Source organism: Kribbella soli, from assembly GCF_004331345.1.
GTDB lineage: Bacteria > Actinomycetota > Actinomycetes > Propionibacteriales > Kribbellaceae > Kribbella > Kribbella soli.
The window spans coordinates 2,351,112-2,364,814 of the sequence record NZ_SJJZ01000001.1; the positions used below are offsets into that span (position 1 = coordinate 2,351,112).

Consider the following 13,703-nt stretch of genomic DNA (forward strand, 5'->3'; position numbering starts at 1 on the left):
ATGCCTGCGTGGCGGTTCACCGTCACCCATGCGGCGGAGGTTACTTCTTGCCACCGAGCCGAACGATCCGGGTAGCTGACTCGTCATGGTGATTACTTGCGTAGTCGGGTGATCACTAGGGTCGGGGCATGGATCTGAACAGCCCGATCAGCACGGTGGTGCCGTCTTTGGACGGACCGGTGTTGCAGGTGCTGGCCCAGGCCGAGGACGGCCTGTCGGGGCGGCAGATCCACAAGCTCGCCGGCTCCGGAAGCGTCGCCGGTGTGCGGCTCGTACTGCAGCGGCTGGCGGCGACCGGGCTGGTGCACGTGGACGATCTGGGCAACTCGTTGCTCTATCGCCTCAACCGCAAGCACCTGGTCGCCCCGATCGTCGAGCAGCTCGCGAACCTCCGCAGTACGTTGACCGCCCGGCTCGCCGACGAGATCAGCAGCTGGCGGATCCCGCCGGTGCACACGAGCGTGTACGGCGCGGTCGCGCGCGGTGACGGCGATCTCGACAGCGACGTCGACCTGCTGCTGATCCGTCCGGACCAGCACGAGGTCGAGGACGTGCTCTGGGAGGACCAGGTCGGCCGGCTGATGCAGACCGTCGTCGACCTCACCGGCAACCCCGCTCATGTCTTCGAACTGAGCCATACCGAGTTCTCGGACCACCTGGTCACCGAGGACCCGATCCTCAACGACTGGATGCAGCCGAGCATCCAGCTCACCGGCGTCCCGCTGACGACGCTCCTCAATGACCTCGATGCAGCCCTTCCCCGCTAACCGGAGCCTGTGGGTACGCTGCCGTCATCATTGTCAGGACTATCCACCCGGGACCACCCACATGACCCGCATCGCCATCGACGGCGGACAGTCAGCTCTCCGTCTTCGTGTCCTCCCGTCCCGCCGTACCGGCAACGGCCCCGGCTACACGCATGGACCGGACGCCGTCTCCAACCTCCTCGAGGCGATTCGCGCGGCCGCGTCCGAGGCCGAGCTGACCGGTCCGGTCGACGTTGTTGCTCTCGGCCTCACCGGCTACCCACAGGCGCATGGCGCTGCGGAACGGTTCGCGGCCGACGTCGGCGAGGTGCTGAACGCCGACGAAGTACGCCTCACCCAGGACATGGTCACCGCGCACGCCGGCGCGTTGCCGGACGGGTACGGCGTCGTGGTTGCCGCGGGTACTGGGCTCGTCTGTCTCGCGGTGGATCGCGACGGCACGTGGCGCAAGCTCGACGGGCACGGGTACCTGTTCGGCGACGCGGGGAGCGCGTTCGCGATCGGCCGCGCCGGACTGGTCGCCGTACAGCGTGCTCGGGACGGCCGTGGTCCGGTGACGAAGCTCGCGGACACCGCGCTCGATCCGGTCGCGCTGTACCGGTCGTCCACGCTGGTCGACGACGTGGCCCGCTTCGCGCCCGAAGTACTGCGGTGTGCGGCCGAAGGCGATCCGGTCGCGCTCGATCTCCTGGTCCACGCGGCCGGCGACATCGCCGAGACGATCGGCGCCGCGGTCGCCCAACTGGCCGGTGAGGGACCCGTACCGGTCGCCTGTGTCGGCGGCCTCTTCGACGGTGCGGGTGAGCAGTTGCTGACACCTGTCCGCGAGGCGCTGCCGTCGCGGGCCAAGCTGACGCCGGCCGCGGGCAACTCGCTCGACGGCGCGGAACGCCTCGCAAGCGGACCGCCAGGCACGTACGCCGACCTGATTGTCACGCACCATCGACAGCGCTGAGATGCGATCCTCGATAATTACGGTGTAGGCCGTTATCTTGACCATGCATCGTCCGATCAGTGCCGGTACGACAGCTGGAGACTTCACGTGAACGAACTCCTCCTGGCCGCGACGTCCCTCGACGTCACCCCGCCGCCCGGCCATCGGCTCGACGGGTACGCCGCCCGTGCCGGGCTCTCGACCGGTGCCGCGGACCCGCTCCGAGCCACCCTGATCTGGTTGTCCACCGAGGACGATCCGGGCGTGCTGTGGCTCACGCTGGATGCGATCGCGGCCGGGAGCGCGCTCTCATCGGAGCTCGCGGCGGCCGCCGGCGAAGCTGCCGGCATCCCGCCGTCGCATGTTGTGGTGTCCGCGTCGCACACCCACTCCGGGCCGTCCGGATGGACCGGTGAGATTCATCCCGTCATTCCGGCCGAGCGGGAACGGTCACTGGTCGACTCGCTGGTCGGTGCCGTGCGGGCGGCTGCGCTCGAGCAGCAGCCGGTGACGGCGAGCTGGCACTCGGTCGAGGTGATCGGCGTCGGTACGAACCGGCACCGCAAGAACGGTCCGCACGACAACACCGCCGGCATCCTCGCGCTGCACGGCGTGGACGGTTCCCTCGAGGCGGTGCTGCTGGACTTCGCGTGCCACCCGACGACGTACGGCCCGGAGAACCTGCAGTACTCGGCTGACTGGCCCGGAGCCGCGCGCGCTGCTCTCGCTCCCGCCGTGGTCGGTTTCCTGCAAGGAGCTGCGGGCGACGTCAGCCCCCGCTTCACTCGCCAGGGGCGCGGTGCCGCCGAGGTCACCCGGCTGGGCGGTCTGCTGGCGTCACGAGTCCGTGAGGCGCTGGCCACCCCTGGCCTGGAGCTACCTCAGTCCGCGCCGACCATCCGACGTACCACTCTGACCTTGCCGGTCCGGTCCGTCCCACCCGTCGACGAGTCCGAGAAACTCGTGTCCGCTGTGGAGAGCCGCGTCAACTTCGAGTCCCGCGTCAACGGGGCCGGCGATCCCTCGGGCCGCATCTCTGAGACCCGCCTCGAGGGCGCCCGCGGTCAGGCTCTGATGGCCGCCGCCAATCTCCCACCGGCCCTGGACCTCCCGGTCAGCACCGTGACGATGGGCGACGTGTGCTGGATCAACCTCCCGGTAGAACTCTTCGCCGTCCACGGCGCCTGCCTCCAGTCCGACAGCACGCACCCCATCACCCGCGTCATCGGCTACACCGACGGCTACTACGGCTACGTAGTAGACCCGTCCGCCGCCGAATCCGGCACCTACGAAGCCCTCATAACCTTCTTCGACCAACCCACCACCAACATCCTCCTCAACGAAACCGCCACCTTCGTCAACAGCTAGAGCACCAGCTCGGGTTGGAGCTTCTTGGCGGGCCAGACGCGCTGTTTGCGGGCGGCCAGGGTGGAGGCGGCCAGGGCGACTGCGAACCAGGCGGCTAGTGCGAGGAGGTCTCGGCCGAGGGAGGTGCCGGGGCCGCCGTACATGAGGTGACGGACGCCGTCGATGGCGTAGCTCATCGGCAGGACGTGGTGGAAGAAGTACAGGGGTTCGGGGATGGTCTGCCACGGGAACGTGCCGCCGGCGCTGACCAGTTGGACGACCATCAGGACCAGGCCGAGGAACTTGCCCACGGCGCCGAACCACGCCGACAGTGCGTGCAGGATCGCGACGAACGTGAACGACGTCAGGATCAGGAAGCCGACAGTCAGCCACGGGTGGGCGGCGTGGATGCCGAGGCCCAGGACGACGGCGACGAAGACGAGCGTGGCCTGGATCGCGCCGAAGAGCGCCGGAGGCAACCAGCCGCCGAGCGCGACGCGGAACGGCGACTGCAGTGCGGCGAGCGCACGCGGTGACAACGGCCGCACCAGCAGGAACAGGACGTACGCCCCGATCCAGCACGCCAGGCTGAGGAAGAACGGGGCCAGGCCGGCGCCGTAGCTGTCGGCCGTCGCCTGCGAGACGTTCTGTAGCGTGAGGGGTGCACCCAGGGTCTCGGCGACGGCCTTGCGCTGGTCAGCGGACGGGTTCGGGATCTGCTTCACGCCCTTCTGGAGACCGGTGTTCAGCTGCGTCGCACCGGTCTTCAGCTGGCCCACACCGGTCGCAAGGCTGTTCACACCGGTCAGCAACTGCCCCTGCCCGGTGACAGCCTGCTTCTCACCGGCAGCAAGCTTCTGCGCACCAGTCTGCAGCGTGCCCAGCCCGGTCTTCAGCTGCCCAGCACCCGTGCTGAGCTGATGCGCCCCACTCGACGCAGTGCTGATTCCACTCGTCAGAGCCGGCGTCGCCTTGGCCAGCGCGGACGCGCCGTTCGACACCTTCCGCGCACCGGTCGCGAGCTGATTGAGCTGCCCGGACGTCGACTGGATCTTCGTGTTCGCCTGTACGACGGGAGCACGCAACTTCGCCGTCTCGAGCAGAATCACCCTGATCTGGTGCTGGCTCAGCCCCTGCTGCTTCAACCGCGCGGCCAGCTGCGCGTCAAACGTCTTGAGGTCCTTCACCAACGTGCTGGACGCGGTCGCTACCTGCCGGCCCGTGCCGGCGATCTTCTCGTTGCCATCAGCAACCTGATCCGCTCCGGCCGCCAGCTGCTTCGTCTGCTTCGGCAGTGACGCAGTCTTCTCCTTCAACGTCCCCAGACCGTTGTCGAGCTTCGCAGCACCGGTCGCCAACGACGACGCACCCTGCGATGCCTGTGCTGTGCCGGCTGCCAACTGTGTCGCTCCTGCTGACAACTGCTTCTGCGCGGTGTTGAGCTGCGTAGCACCTGACTGCAGCTTCGTGACTCCGGTCGCCGCCGACGTCAGTCCGGTCTGCAGCTGGGCAGCACCAGCAGCCGCAGAACCGACCTGCTTGTGGATGGTGTTGTAGCCGGCCAGCAGCTGCGAGGCCGCGGTCTCACTCACCTGCGACGCGACAGTCTTGGTCACCTGCGCCACGACCTGGTTGGCGATCGTGTGCGCGATGTAGTTGTTGGCGTCGTTCGTCAGGAGTTCCAGCTCGGCCTGCCGGGGCGTGAAGTCCGCACTCGACGCCAGGTCGGACGAGAACGATTTCGGCAGCACCAGCGCGAACTCGTACTTCCCGTCCGATACGCCTTTCGTCGCGTCCGCGCGGTTCACCTGATGCCAGTCGAAGCTCTTCGACTTCACCAGTTCGTCCGCCACCTGCGGTCCGACGTTGAGCTTCTCGCCGGTCGCCAGCGTCGTACCCTCGTCCTCCACGACGACCGCGGTCGGGATCTTGTTCAGACGCCCGTACGGGTCGTGGTTCGCGTAGAGGTACAGGCCGCCGTACAGCACCGGCACCAGCAGCAGCGCGACCACGGCCAGCTTGGGCAGCCGCCCGGCCGTCAGACGCCGCAACTCACTCAGGGCCATCCGCAGCGCGGTCACGCCTCTGCCTCCTCTACTTCGTCAATCGGGTCTTCTTCGTCAATCGGGGTGACTGGCTCAACAGGAGCGACTGGAGCGACCTGCACCGGGTCGGGCTGGTCCGTCTCGCCCATCCGAGCGGCCTTGACGTCCAGCAACCGCGCTGACGCGTCAGCACACGTGATGATCACGCCGTACCCCTGCGCCGCCAGCCCGCGACCCAGCTCGTACCAGCCATGCGGATCGCCACCATGTCGATCCGGCATGGTCAGAATCACCACCTGTACGTCGGGGCGCGCAACCGTGAGCTCAGTGAGCAGCCTGGTCCGTACGGCGACTGGCAGGTGCTCGAACCGCTTGTCGGCGTGCTCTGCTGCGTCATGCTCGTTCAGCCACTCCAGCACGGCCTTACGCCCCGCCTTGCGGCCGGCGATCGCCAGTTCCTCGCCCACCACCGTCTGAACAGGCAAAGCGTCGTCCGGCTCAGTGATGCCGGGTGCGTCGACCACGGCGACGCGTCGTCGCAGCAGGGCCGGATCAGACTTGCCGTCGAACCGGACTCTCCCGGTGTCGGGCTTCAGCCGACCCGACAGACCCAGTGCCGCGGCAACGTGCCCTGCGCCCGGGTACCCGGTCAGGAGCACCACCTGATGATCTGCGACCGACACCGACGTGGCGTGCAGCATCGGTGCGTGCGGTCCACGCACACTGATCCCGGCGGCCTCGAGCTCCATCCTGCATCCCCGTTCAATACGGTTGTGTATTCAATACAGAACTGTATCCTACTCTTATGGAACCGCCCAAGCGCCGCCGCTCCAACACCCGGGCCCGACTTCTCGAGGGGGCGCTGGAGGTGTTCGCCGAGCGTGGGTTCCACGGCGCGTCGGTGGAGGACATCTGCGAGCGGGCCGGGTTCACCCGTGGTGCCTTCTACTCGAACTTCGGCTCCAAGGACGAGTTGGTCCTCGCCCTGTTCCAGGCCACGACCGATCGGCTCCTGGGGCAGATCGAGGCGCTGCTCCCCGATCTGGCGAATCAGCCCGGCACGCTGCTGGACGCCGTACTGGGGCTGCTCGACGAAACTGCGCCGGATCAGCGGCAGTGGCATCTGATCTCGGCCGAGTTCACGCTGCACGCGTTGCGCGACCCCGAGGCGGCGGAGGCGCTGAACAAGCAACGGGCGATGTTCCGCAAGAGCCTGACCCGGCTGGTCGAGCAGATCGCCGAGGCCGGCGGACTGGAGTTGACCGTGCCGGCGGAGCAGTTCGTGCGCATGGTGATGGCGCTGCACGAGGGCGCGCGCTCACAGAGCCTGCTCGAGCCACGGGAGGTCCCGGCCGGTTCGCTCGAGCACACGTTCCTGCCGATGGTCCTGGAAGCGGTCAGCCGACCTTCACGCTGACCGTGTGCAGGCCGGTCGACCCGTTCGGAGCGGGTGGCGCCGAGGACTCGACCTGTGGATTGCCCTTCGCGTCGAACGCCCGTACCTGCAACACATGCGTGCCGCCAGTCGCGTCCCACGTCCAGTGCCACTGCCGCCAGGTGTCGATCGACGGGTCCGTGGCCAGCGTGGCTTGTTGCCAAGGGCCCCCATCGACGCGGACCTCGACCTTCGAGACCCCGACATGCTGGTCCCAGGCGACGCCGGCGACGGTCACGCGTCCCGGTCCGACCTTCTTCCCCAGCGGGGTGTCGATCCGCGACGACAACTTGATCGGGCCGAGTGCCGACCAGCCGCGCGGCGTCCAGTACGCCTCGAACCGGTCGAACCGCGTCACCTCGATGTCCACCAGCCACTTCGTCGCCGACACGTAGCCGTACAGCCCGGGTACGACGATGCGTACCGGGAACCCGTGCTCCACCGGCAACGGCTCCCCGTTCATCGCGAACGCGAGCATCGCCTGCCGGTCGTCGAGCAGCGTCGGAAGCGGCGTACCGGCGGTGAATCCGTCCTTCGACGTCGACTGGATCGCGTCCGCGTCCTGTGCGGGACCAGCCTCCTCGAGCAGGTCCTTGAGCAGTACGCCGGACCACAACGCGTTCCCGATCAGGTCGCCGCCGACCTCGTTGCTCACACAGGTGAGCGTCACCCACTTGTGGATGACCTGGCGCTTCAGGAGATCGTCGAAGGACAGTTCGATCTCGTGATCGACCATGCCGTGGATGCGAAGCTTCCAGTCCGCGGGCACGATCTGCGGCACCGAGAGCGCGGTGTCGATGCGATAGAAGTCGTCATTCGCCGTGGCCCACGGTACGGCGCCGTCGGCCTGGACCCCGGCGGGCGGGTCGAGGGTCGGCGGCTGCGGAAGGTTGAGCTGTCTGCGGGCGTCCGCCACGGCAGCGCGGTTCCCGCCGACGACCTTGCCCAGCGCACCGATCGCCGCGGAGCCGATGGCGACACCGGCCGACAACTGCAGGAAGCCGCGGCGGCTGACGCCGTCGTCCGGGAAGTCCAGCAGCGGTTCGAGTCGGCGGCTGAACAGCCGAAGAATGATGAGTGCGGTCACGCCCGCGAGTGCCGACGGGAGGAACCCGGTCTGACCGGAGTCGGCGCGTGTCATGGCTGCCGCGACGGCGACGCCGGTCAAGGCGACCGTGATCAGGGCGCCCGCCCAATAGCGTCGTACGGCGAGGATCCCGCCGACTGCGGCGAGGGCCGCGACGACGATCAGGATGCCGGCTCGGAGTGCGGTCTTGTCGTGCGTCCCGAACCAGGAGATTGCGAGGTCCTTCAGCCACGGGGGTACGCGGTCGATGAACGCGGACCCGATCGCCACTACGGGCGTCTGCGGCGTACCGAGGAGCCCGGCTGCCACGCTGCCGACTGCCAGTCCGGCGAGGGCGGCGAGTACACCACCGACCGCCGCGCGCCAGCGGATTGCCTGACGCGCAGGTCCTCGCGGCGACTCCACGATCCCCGCACTGTTGCCGGGCTGCAGCTGGTCCGAGGCTTGCTTCACTTCTCAACCATTGCGCGATGGGGCGCCCGACACCAGTCGGGCGCCCCATCCGTTAGTCGCGGGTAATGCTCTTGTGTAGTTGTGAGGTTGGTCAGATTCGGTCGGGCGTGATCGGCCCGAGCCCCGGGCGGCCGTTCGGCCAGCGGCGGGCGTTGTCCCGCACTCGACGAAGCTTGCCGAGAACGACGTCCTGCTCGTCGGCCAACTGGGACATCCAGAGGCTGTCGATTTCGAGCAGGTGGTCCGGCAGTGCTTCGCGCAACCGCCGCTTTCCCTCCTCGGTCAGGACCGCGAACGAGCCGCGGGCGTCGTCGGGACAAGGCTCCCGGCGGACCAGTCCGAGGTTCTCGGCACGGTCGACCAGCCGGGTGATGCCGCCGGTGGTGACGGTCAACTCCCGGGCGAGGGAGGTAAGACGCTGCTTCTCCCCGTTGCTGCGGGCAAGCCGCAGCAACAGTTCGAACATTGCCATTTGCAGTCCACTGCGCTTCAGGGAATGGCGCATCAGGTGATCCAGCTCGGCTGCTGCTTCTCGCAGCAGGCCGTACGCCGTCAGCACGTTGCTTTCCCAGGGTTCGGCAGCGCGGGTGGGTTCTGCATCGGCGAGCGCTAGGGGCGAGCAAAGCGAAGGCGCGATGGTCATGCGCGGACTCTATTAGCTGACTAGGTCACTTCGCTACACGGGGTGACCTTTCGGCTACAGATCGACCCAGAACCGCAAGACCCTGAGCGTAACCGGGCGACTCTCGACAGATCCGGTCTAGAACGGTGAATTTCAGACTGCGGTGCCGCCGGATCGGTGGAAGGATAACCGTTCGCTCTCGCTGGGGAGGGTACGGGCAACAGTCCTTCTCGGCTACACCTTCTTCACCAAGATGATGCCGAGACACGCGAGCCCCGGGAGCTGAACTTCCGGGCCTGTGGATAACTTCCGCGGCAGTCCGGCGATTTTTGCGAGCCTTGATCCGTGAGGTTGTGGACCAACGGAGCGGGGAGTCGGATGAGCAAGGACAAGGACGAGAAGTCGCCGAACGGCGCTGGTTTCATCGCGGCCTGCATCGTCGTCGGTGCGGTCCTCATCTGCGGGATCGTGATCATCTTCGCGGGCGGCGGCCGCTCGACCCACGCGATCGCCGCGGCGCCGCAGCCGGTCGACGCCGCCTCGGCTCAGCCCACGGACGAGCCGGCCTCGGCGCCTGCGACACCGGACGCTGGTCCGGCACAGACCAACAGCTCCGGAGGCGAGCGGCGGACGGGTTCGTGCGGCCTTCCGGCCGGTGACCAGGCCGTTCCCGCCGAGACGCCGGCGGTCGACGGGTGGGAGGTCAGCCGGCGGGTCGTCGTACCGCGGTCCTCGACGTACGGACCGGGCACGACCGACTCCGACGGGTTCCGGCACTGCTTCGCGCATTCGCCGACCGGCGCCGTGTACGCGGCGTACAGCGCGATCGCGGCGATCGCGGACCAGAACAAGCTCGTCCCCACCGTGAAGAAGCTCATGGTTCCCGGGGCGGCGACCGACAGCCTGCTCCGCCAAGCCGGTAGGGACGAGTCTTCGAGCGGCACCTCGACGGTCCAGGTCGTCGGCTACCGGGTCATCGACGCCGGGCCGGATCGAGTGAGCCTCATGCTCGCCATGCCCGTCGAGTCCGTGTACATGAGCGCCAACCTGACCCTGGTCTGGCACCAGGGCGACTGGCGGCTCCAGCCGCCACCTCCCGGCGAGGCCGTCGGAGCCCCCTTCTCCCAGCACCGCGACCTGAGCGACTTCGTGAAGTGGAGTGGTATCTGATGTGCTCACCAATGGACATGAAGTGCCACGTCGTCGAAGGCGTCCAGTCCGCTGCCAGCAACTGGATCGACAACGTCAATCGGATCTCAACGGACTTCTTCTCGACGATCCTCAACTCGCTGGCGACCTTCTGGGTCAAGCCGGAGACCCCGGTCTCGCTCGCGACCTCCAGCGACGGCGGCCAGACCTGGACCGACAGCAAGACGGTCGCGTTCGTCCAGGGGCAGACCCTCAAGCTCACGCTGACGATCCTTGCCCTCGCGATCGTCATCGCCGGCATGCGGATGGCCTGGGAGCAACGAGCGAAGCCGGTCCAGGAGTTGCTCAAGGCGTTGTTGACCTTCGTCGTCGTCTGCGGGGCCGGGACGGCCACGGTGCAACTGCTGATCGCCTGGTCGGACGATTTCGCCCTGCAGGTCATCCACGCCGCCATCGGAGGCGACTCCTTCTCGTCGACGATGAAGGGCCTGCTGATGAATCCGTCCGAACACGGCAGCGGTGCGGGGATGACCTCGGTCCTGATGCTGATCCTCCTCGGCCAGATCGCGGCGTGGGCGTCGCTGATCCAGATCGTGTTGATGCTGATTCGATCGGCGATGCTGGTGCTGCTCGGGTCGACGCTGCCGCTCGCAGCGGCGGCGACCAACACCGAGGTCGGCAAGGCGTGGTTCAAGAAGTACTGCGCGTGGACGCTGGGCTTCATCGCCTACAAGCCCGCGGCGGCGCTCATCTACGCAGCCGCGATCAAGCTGAAGGAAGACAAGATGCTCGGCCAAGGCACCGGCCTGATGCAGTCCCTCACCGCCTTGATGATGATGCTGCTCGCCGTTCTCGCCATGCCGGCGCTGCTGCGCTTCGCGGTGCCACTCACCGCGGCCGTCGGGGGCGGGTCGGCCGGAATGGGTAGCACTGGTCCCGACACGGGTTCGCTGGCGTCGGGCGCGGTCAACGTCGGTTCGTCCGGCGGTGGTCGCGGCGGCAGTATCGGGGCGGCGTCGTCAGGCGGTGGTTCCGGGGCATCTGGGGCCGGGGCTTCGGGTGCGGGGGCGAGTGGTGCTGCGACGACTGGAGCCAAGGCGGCGGGGCTTGGTCCGGCTGGTGTTGCTGCGGCTGCTGCGCGCAAGGCTGCTGGTGCCTTCGCCGGGGCGGCATCGCACTCGGCGGGCGAAGCGGGTGGCGGCAGTTCGGGGGCGTCGATGCCTCGGTCGAGCGGCAGCCGGTCAGGCGGCGGCCGCGCCAACAGTCGAAGCTCCGGCGGACGGACCGGCCCCAGCCCGAGCCCCAAGGTCCCGGCCGGTTCCACTGCCGGTGGAGACACAGGACCCTCCGGCAACTGGTAATCACCGGATGGAAGCATGGCGGGCATGGGGCTGGAGCGGATTGCGTTGATTTCGGATGTGCACGGGAACCTGACGGCGTTGGAGGCGGTGCTCGCGGATATTGCGGGGCGTGGGATCGAGCGGGTGTTCAACCTCGGGGACTACGTGGGCAAGGGGCCGCGAGGGCAGGCGGTGGTGGACCGTTGCCAGGACGTCTGTGAGGTGAACATCCTCGGGAACTGGGATGACTTCCTGCCCGATCCCGAGCGTTCCGAGGACAGCGAAGGTCTGCGCTGGTGGAAGAACGAGCTCCGCGAAGACCAGTGGGCATGGTTGCGGGGGCTGCCGTTCTGCCACGACTTCCTGCTGAGCGGGCGGCAGGTCCGGCTGTTCCACGCGTCGTCGACGAGTGTTCATCACCGGATCGTTTTCGATCACGACGAAGCGCAGTACGACAGCTTCTTCGAGAACACCCCGGCGACCGGGGACGGACCGATACCGACGATCGTCGGGTACGCCGACATTCACGACCCGTTCTACGAGGAGGACCGCGGGCGGACGCTCTTCAACACCGGCTCGACCGGCAACAGCCTCGGTGATCCCACACCGGGGTACGTGATCCTCGAAGGGGTGATGGACTCACCCGATCCGGCGCCGCACTCGATCCAGTTTGTCCACGTCCCGTACGACGCGCACGCCGAACTGGCGATCGCCCGCGATCTCGGGATGCCGGAGCTCGACGGCTACGAGGCCGAGATCATCCGTGGCGTCTACCGCACGACCTTCTACGCCGGCCGGGATCCGCGGTACCACCGGCGTACGGCCTGATCGCGCTTGTCCCCAGGGTTATCCACAGCTGTGCATTGGGGGCTGTCAGCAACAATCTGCTCGGCGTTCACCTGCCGGTCACTTGACCAGCAGGGCCTCGGATCCGACCGGCTTGTAGCCGACCGCCAGGAAGGCACGCAGCGAGGCCGCGTTCCCCGGCGTGATCTGCGCCCAGATCGAGGCGTCCGGCGGGATCAACGCCCGGGCCGCCAACGCCAGCCGGCGGCCGTTCCCCTGACCTCGGGCGTCCGGTGGTACCTCGATCGCGCACTCCAGCCGCCCGGCCAGGCCGCGGCCGATCACCACGAGCCCGCCGTGCGCGTCGCCGTACACCTGGACGTCGTCGCGGTGCCGCCACGCGCGCTCGACCCGTGGATGGTCGTGGTCGGTGAGTTCGGTCAGGCCGGCAAGCGGCGCCGGGTCGGTGACTGCCGGGGCGAGCAGCATCGCGTCGATCGCGTTGACCCGGCGGCCGGTGAATTCCTCGAGCGCGGCGAGGAACGGCGGGTTCGTCGGCGCGAAAGGATCGCCGTCCGGGACCCGCTCCGCGACCCAGGCCGGGTCGACGTCCGCGGCGATCACGATGTGGCCGGTGAACGCGACCACGCACGACTCCCGCTCCGACGGCGCGGGTACGACGGTGAGCCCGAGATCCGGGGGCGGGAACACGCCGCGCTCGACGCCCCGCAGAATGTCAGCAAGAGATGTCATCACGAGCATTGTCGCGGAGACCCCGTGCCATGCTCGAGGAGGAGGCAGCACGATGCGCGAACCGCAGCTGGTGAAGGCCGAGGGACTGCCCGACCGGGTCACGATCTACGAGGTCGGGCCCCGCGACGGGCTGCAGAACGAGTCGGCGATCGTCGACGTCGCGGTCAAGGCCGAGTTCATCCGGCGACTGCTCGACGCGGGTCTGACGACGGTCGAGACGACGAGTTTCGTGCACCCGAAATGGGTCCCGCAGCTGGCCGATGCGGCCGAGCTGCTCGAACAGCTGGAGCTGCCGGAGGCGGTCCGCGCCCCGGTCCTGGTCCCGAACGAGCGCGGCCTCGACCGTGCGCTCGCGGCCGGTGTCCGTGAGATCGCGATCTTCGCGAGCGCGACCGAGACGTTCGCGGCGAAGAACCTCAACTCCACGCTCGACGACCAGTTCGCGATGTTCACGCCGACGATCCGGCGTGCGCTCGACGAGGGTCTGTCGGTGCGTGGATACGTGTCGATGTGTTACGGCGACCCGTGGGAGGGCGACGTACCGATCGACCAGGTGGTCAAGGTCGGCGCACGGCTGGTCGACCTCGGATGCCACGAACTGTCGCTCGGCGACACGATCGGCGTCGCGACGCCGGGCCAGGTGACTGCTCTGATCGCCGCCTTCGGTGCGGCCGGCGTGGGTGTGGACAAGCTGGCGGTGCATTTCCACGACACCTACGGGCAGGCGCTCGCCAACACCCTCACCGCGCTGCGCGACGGCGTGACCACGGTCGACAGCTCCGCCGGCGGGCTCGGAGGCTGCCCGTACGCCGAGAGCGCGACCGGCAACCTCGCCACCGAGGACCTCCTCTGGCAACTCAACGGCCTCGGCATCGAAACCGGCGTTGACCTGGAGAAACTCGTCACCACCAGCACCTGGATGGCCGAACAACTGGGCAAGCCCTCCGCAAGCCGAGTAGTCCAGGCCCTGGCCGGCTGAAAACTG

Annotated in this window: 13 protein-coding genes; 8 read left to right on the plus strand and 5 right to left on the minus strand. The window is 68.1% G+C overall.

The genetic code is table 11. The features are described 5' to 3' along the window. The first annotated feature begins 128 nt into the window (after positions 1–128). From E0H45_RS11775 to E0H45_RS11785, 3 genes are all read left to right on the plus strand, one after another. Positions 129–767: a hypothetical protein gene (locus E0H45_RS11775; RefSeq protein ID WP_131336937.1), complete on the plus strand. Its 639-nt coding sequence runs from the start codon at positions 129–131 to the stop codon at positions 765–767. Positions 768–828: 61 nt separating this feature from the next. Then, the gene (locus E0H45_RS11780) at positions 829–1,722 is read left to right on the plus strand and encodes an N-acetylglucosamine kinase (protein WP_165546412.1); all 894 of its coding nucleotides are present in this window, start codon (positions 829–831) and stop codon (positions 1,720–1,722) included. An 87-nt stretch (positions 1,723–1,809) separates the two neighbouring features. Then, complete coding sequence (locus E0H45_RS11785) at positions 1,810–3,069, plus strand: hypothetical protein (protein ID WP_131336941.1); 1,260 nt, start codon at positions 1,810–1,812, stop codon at positions 3,067–3,069. On the opposite strand, the gene E0H45_RS11790 is transcribed toward E0H45_RS11785, so the two are convergent. Then, a complete protein-coding gene (locus tag E0H45_RS11790) occupies positions 3,066–5,129 on the minus strand; it encodes a YhgE/Pip family protein (RefSeq protein ID WP_131336943.1) in 2,064 nt (687 codons plus the stop codon). The two genes, E0H45_RS11785 and E0H45_RS11790, sit on opposite strands and share 4 nt — an antisense overlap. Further along, positions 5,126–5,842, minus strand: a complete 717-nt coding sequence (locus E0H45_RS11795) for a P-loop NTPase family protein (protein WP_131336945.1) — start codon at positions 5,840–5,842, stop codon at positions 5,126–5,128. The genes E0H45_RS11790 and E0H45_RS11795 overlap by 4 nt, the downstream gene beginning before the upstream one ends. Before the next feature lie 56 nt (positions 5,843–5,898). On the opposite strand from E0H45_RS11795, the gene E0H45_RS11800 reads away from it, so the two are divergent. Next, positions 5,899–6,510: a TetR/AcrR family transcriptional regulator gene (locus E0H45_RS11800; RefSeq protein ID WP_131336947.1), complete on the plus strand. Its 612-nt coding sequence runs from the start codon at positions 5,899–5,901 to the stop codon at positions 6,508–6,510. On the opposite strand, the gene E0H45_RS11805 is transcribed toward E0H45_RS11800, so the two are convergent. After that, complete coding sequence (locus tag E0H45_RS11805; RefSeq protein WP_238154917.1) at positions 6,491–8,068, minus strand: molybdopterin-dependent oxidoreductase; 1,578 nt, start codon at positions 8,066–8,068, stop codon at positions 6,491–6,493. The genes E0H45_RS11800 and E0H45_RS11805 overlap by 20 nt on opposite strands. Before the next feature lie 91 nt (positions 8,069–8,159). Next, positions 8,160–8,711 carry a MarR family winged helix-turn-helix transcriptional regulator gene (locus tag E0H45_RS11810; RefSeq protein ID WP_238154918.1) on the minus strand — a complete coding sequence of 184 codons (552 nt, stop codon included), beginning with the start codon at positions 8,709–8,711 and terminating at the stop codon, positions 8,160–8,162. Positions 8,712–9,068: 357 nt separating this feature from the next. Here E0H45_RS11810 and E0H45_RS11815 point away from each other — a divergent pair, with 357 nt between their 5' ends. From E0H45_RS11815 to E0H45_RS11825, 3 genes are read left to right on the plus strand one after another with little or no spacing between them, the layout of a single operon-like run. Beyond that, positions 9,069–9,860, plus strand: coding sequence for a DUF8175 domain-containg protein (locus E0H45_RS11815; RefSeq protein ID WP_131336949.1), 792 nt, complete (start codon positions 9,069–9,071; stop codon positions 9,858–9,860). 11 nt (positions 9,861–9,871) lie between these two features. Continuing rightward, positions 9,872–11,200, plus strand: a complete 1,329-nt coding sequence (locus tag E0H45_RS11820; protein ID WP_131336951.1) for a TrbL/VirB6 family protein — start codon at positions 9,872–9,874, stop codon at positions 11,198–11,200. Positions 11,201–11,215: 15 nt separating this feature from the next. Continuing rightward, complete coding sequence (locus E0H45_RS11825; RefSeq protein WP_238154919.1) at positions 11,216–12,007, plus strand: metallophosphoesterase family protein; 792 nt, start codon at positions 11,216–11,218, stop codon at positions 12,005–12,007. 78 nt (positions 12,008–12,085) lie between these two features. Here the strand turns inward: E0H45_RS11825 and E0H45_RS11830 are convergent, their stop codons facing one another. After that, positions 12,086–12,718: a GNAT family N-acetyltransferase gene (locus E0H45_RS11830; RefSeq protein ID WP_131336955.1), complete on the minus strand. Its 633-nt coding sequence runs from the start codon at positions 12,716–12,718 to the stop codon at positions 12,086–12,088. 52 nt (positions 12,719–12,770) lie between these two features. On the opposite strand from E0H45_RS11830, the gene E0H45_RS11835 reads away from it, so the two are divergent. After that, entirely contained in the window at positions 12,771–13,697 is a 927-nt protein-coding gene (locus E0H45_RS11835) for a hydroxymethylglutaryl-CoA lyase (RefSeq protein ID WP_131336957.1), read from the plus strand. The last annotated feature ends 6 nt before the right edge of the window (positions 13,698–13,703 follow it).

Excerpts from the sequence above, each read along its gene's own strand:
- E0H45_RS11775 (WP_131336937.1), top strand. The coding sequence starts at position 129 with ATGGATCTGAACAGCCCGATCAGCACGGTGGTGCCGTCTTTGGACGGA.
- E0H45_RS11780 (WP_165546412.1), top strand. The coding sequence starts at position 829 with ATGACCCGCATCGCCATCGACGGCGGACAGTCAGCTCTCCGTCTTCGT.
- E0H45_RS11795 (WP_131336945.1), bottom strand. The coding sequence starts at position 5,842 with ATGGAGCTCGAGGCCGCCGGGATCAGTGTGCGTGGACCGCACGCACCG.
- E0H45_RS11800 (WP_131336947.1), top strand. The coding sequence starts at position 5,899 with ATGGAACCGCCCAAGCGCCGCCGCTCCAACACCCGGGCCCGACTTCTC.
- E0H45_RS11810 (WP_238154918.1), bottom strand. The coding sequence starts at position 8,711 with ATGACCATCGCGCCTTCGCTTTGCTCGCCCCTAGCGCTCGCCGATGCA.
- E0H45_RS11815 (WP_131336949.1), top strand. The coding sequence starts at position 9,069 with ATGAGCAAGGACAAGGACGAGAAGTCGCCGAACGGCGCTGGTTTCATC.
- E0H45_RS11820 (WP_131336951.1), top strand. The coding sequence starts at position 9,872 with ATGGACATGAAGTGCCACGTCGTCGAAGGCGTCCAGTCCGCTGCCAGC.
- E0H45_RS11825 (WP_238154919.1), top strand. The coding sequence starts at position 11,216 with ATGGCGGGCATGGGGCTGGAGCGGATTGCGTTGATTTCGGATGTGCAC.
- E0H45_RS11830 (WP_131336955.1), bottom strand. The coding sequence starts at position 12,718 with ATGACATCTCTTGCTGACATTCTGCGGGGCGTCGAGCGCGGCGTGTTC.
- E0H45_RS11835 (WP_131336957.1), top strand. The coding sequence starts at position 12,771 with ATGCGCGAACCGCAGCTGGTGAAGGCCGAGGGACTGCCCGACCGGGTC.